Origin of the sequence: Prosthecobacter sp. (genome assembly GCF_049294395.1) — a bacterium.
Classification (GTDB): Bacteria; Verrucomicrobiota; Verrucomicrobiia; order Verrucomicrobiales; family Verrucomicrobiaceae; genus Prosthecobacter.
The window spans coordinates 1-2,801 of sequence record NZ_JBAQCR010000197.1; the positions used below are offsets into that span (position 1 = coordinate 1).

3 protein-coding genes are annotated in these 2,801 nt (G+C 58.3%); all 3 read left to right on the top strand.

What is annotated here, in order from left to right:
* Positions 1-126 precede the first annotated feature (126 nt).
* The 3 genes from WAW39_RS12625 (at position 127) to WAW39_RS12635 (ending at position 2,509) form a co-directional block, all read left to right on the top strand.
* Entirely contained in the window at positions 127-699 is a 573-nt protein-coding gene (locus tag WAW39_RS12625; RefSeq protein WP_422319321.1) for a ferritin-like domain-containing protein, read from the top strand.
* A 345-nt stretch (positions 700-1,044) separates the two neighbouring features.
* Positions 1,045-1,776 carry a hypothetical protein gene (locus WAW39_RS12630; RefSeq protein WP_422319323.1) on the top strand — a complete coding sequence of 244 codons (732 nt, stop codon included), beginning with the start codon at positions 1,045-1,047 and terminating at the stop codon, positions 1,774-1,776.
* Positions 1,777-1,981: 205 nt separating this feature from the next.
* The gene (locus WAW39_RS12635) at positions 1,982-2,509 is read left to right on the top strand and encodes a DUF4142 domain-containing protein (protein WP_422319325.1); all 528 of its coding nucleotides are present in this window, start codon (positions 1,982-1,984) and stop codon (positions 2,507-2,509) included.
* The last annotated feature ends 292 nt before the right edge of the window (positions 2,510-2,801 follow it).

The following is a 2,801-nucleotide window of genomic DNA, read 5'->3' on the forward strand; positions in this document are numbered from 1 at the left end:
ACCACAAGTGAAGCGACCACGCCGGAGGTGGCGGATCGCCGGGCCTAAATCGCCCCCCCATCCTGCGGCCGGGGCAGCCTGGCCGCAGGATTTTTTTAATCTTCAAAAATCATCCCCCCAACGAACATGAAAACACTTCAAGATCTATTTCTTGGCGAACTCGCAGACATCTATGACGCCGAGCACCGGTTGGTCAAAGCTTTGCCCAAGATGGCCAAGGCCGCGACATGCACCCATTTGAAAGATGCCATCCTTGCGCATCTGGAAGAAACGAAAGGCCATGTGACGAAGGTCGAGCAGGTCTTCGAATGCTTCGACAAAAAAGCCAAGGGCAAAACCTGCAAGGCCACGGTGGGCCTGCTGGAGGAGGGCGACGAGATCGCGGAGGAATACGCCGACTCACCGTCCATCAACGCCGCATTGATCGCCGCAGCGCAGAAGGTGGAGCATTACGAAATCGCTTCCTATGGCTGCCTGCATGCATGGGCGGTGCGCCTGGGCAATGACAAGGCGGCTGACATCCTGCAGGAAATCCTGGACGAGGAGAAGGCCGCGAACGACGCCCTCTCTGATCTGGCGCTGGAGCGCAGCAATGACGAAGCGCTGGACGAGTCCGACGCCGAGGCCAAAGCCGATGCCGCTGATAAAAAGCCGATGGCGAAAAAGGCGGCTGCGGGCAGCAAAAAAGCCAGCGCCTGATCCACCCCAAACACAAAGCACTCCATGAAAACACTGATCACGCGCAAAAATGCAGCCGGTAAAATCGGCTGGGCGCTGCTGTGGCTGCTGGGCATCCCCATTCCCGTGCTGCTGCTGTTCTTTGTGCTGCGCGGCTGCACCTGAGTGCTGGCGTTAGTTCATCCATCGGCCCTGCATCCCATCAAACGGATGCAGGGCTTTTTTGTGCAACTGCGGCAACTCAATGCGGAGAACAGAGCATGATCAAATGATCGGGTTTCACCCCATGGATAACGAAAGGTTCCGCCTGTTAACATGCACACCTTAATGCTCAACATTCAATCCAACCACCCACGACTCAACCTCATGAAACCTCAGCTTCGCCATCGTCACATCCTTGCCATTGCCAGTCTGCTTCTTGCCAGCCCGGCAGTCAGCATGGCACAAACTTCCGCAGGTGGAGGCGCGGGGGCGCAACCTGCCGGCACTGCCGCGAACATGGTGATTGTGCAGGGTGGTGTTGCGGCGGACACCACGTATGGTGGCACGATCAGCACCTTTAGCGCGGACGGCTTCTCTCTCCTTGCTGCACCGAATGGGACGGCGACCAACTTCATGATGGGGCCGAACACGGTGTTTCTCGACAGTGAAGGGCGCATCATCCCGAGAGAACAATTCAACGCCCAGATGCCCGCCACGGTAACTTACGTCCGTTCGGGGAACCAGTTGATCGCCACGCGAGTGGTGGCGCAGGCCGTTGCGCCGGCAACTCCTGCACCCTTCTCTGCGGGCAGCCTCACGGAGGTGAGTCCGGGGATTCTTGTGGTGAAGGTGGCGGGTGCTTCATCAACGCCGGTACAGTATGTGAACAACCAGACCACGAACTATGTGGATCAGCATGGCAATCCGGTGGCGCCTTCCTCCGTGAAGCCCGGCACGCCTGTGCGCGTGTTCTACACCAAGGTGGGGGACACGCTCATCGCCAGCAAGGTGGAGGTGCAGCCGGCCACGGGTACGGGGCTGCCGATCCCGGCTGTGATTGAGGCCACACCGACCTCCACCACCACGACCACGATCGAGCGCAAAGTGAAGCCGTAACAATGCGCCAAAGCGCGAGTTTCAGCCCTGCATCCCATGACACGGATGCAGGGCTTTTTTGTGAAGTGGTGGCGGCATCACGGGCAGTCCGGGAGAAAAATAAAAAGAGTGGGGTTTCACCCCATGGCGAATGCGGCGCGGGAACTCTAGCATGCTGCTGATGACACCAACAACTGCGTCCTCAAAACCAAGAAAAACAACCACCATGAAATCGAAAACAACCTCTCTCTTCTCCGCATCCACCCTCGCACTTTGCGCCGCGATGCTCTTCACTTCCAACGGCAGCGCCGCACCGAAGGACACCCTCGATGCAGCTGACGTCAAATTCGTCAAAACCGAAGTCGCCGCCGGCAATGCTGAACTGAAAATCGCCGAACTGGGCGTGCAAAAAGCCGAGCGTGCGGACGTCAAGGCCTTCGCTGAAATGCTGGTCAAAGACCACACCCAGGCGAACAAGGAGCTCAATGCTCTGGCCACCGAAAAGGGCGTGGAAGTCTCCGCCGTGATGAGCCCGAAACATGCGGAAGAATTCCAGAAGCTGGAAAAGGCCACCAAGGCTGATTTCGACAAGGAATTCCTCTCCGAAATGGTCAGCGCCCACAAGAAGTGCGTCAGCAACTTCGAAGAAGCCGCCAAGGACGCCAAGAACAGCGACCTGAAAGCATGGGCTGAAAAGATGCTCCCAGCGCTGAAGGCCCACCTTGCCCAGGCCAAGGAACTTGCCGCCAAGTAATTTGCGCCAAAGGGGCGGGAAATCGGTTGGTCTGATTTCCTGACGCACCTTGAACCGCAACCAGCTGTGGCAGTTGAGGCGACCCCCCGCCCGGCTGTCACAGCTCTTTTATTTCGGCGCTGCGACCGCAGGCCGCCGGACCCCCAATACCACACCCTGCCATTCCATGAGCGCCAACGACCCTACCTTTGACATGTGCAACGTGCTGCTGACGCTGGAGAACGCCGCCGTTGAGACCTACAGCCAGGTGATTGACAAATACGACCCCGAAGCCACCGACACGGCGCTGGAG

Bases quoted from the DNA above. Each gene is read 5' to 3' on its own strand.
- WAW39_RS12625 (WP_422319321.1), top strand. From the start codon at position 127: ATGAAAACACTTCAAGATCTATTTCTTGGCGAACTCGCAGACATCTAT.
- WAW39_RS12630 (WP_422319323.1), top strand. From the start codon at position 1,045: ATGAAACCTCAGCTTCGCCATCGTCACATCCTTGCCATTGCCAGTCTG.
- WAW39_RS12635 (WP_422319325.1), top strand. From the start codon at position 1,982: ATGAAATCGAAAACAACCTCTCTCTTCTCCGCATCCACCCTCGCACTT.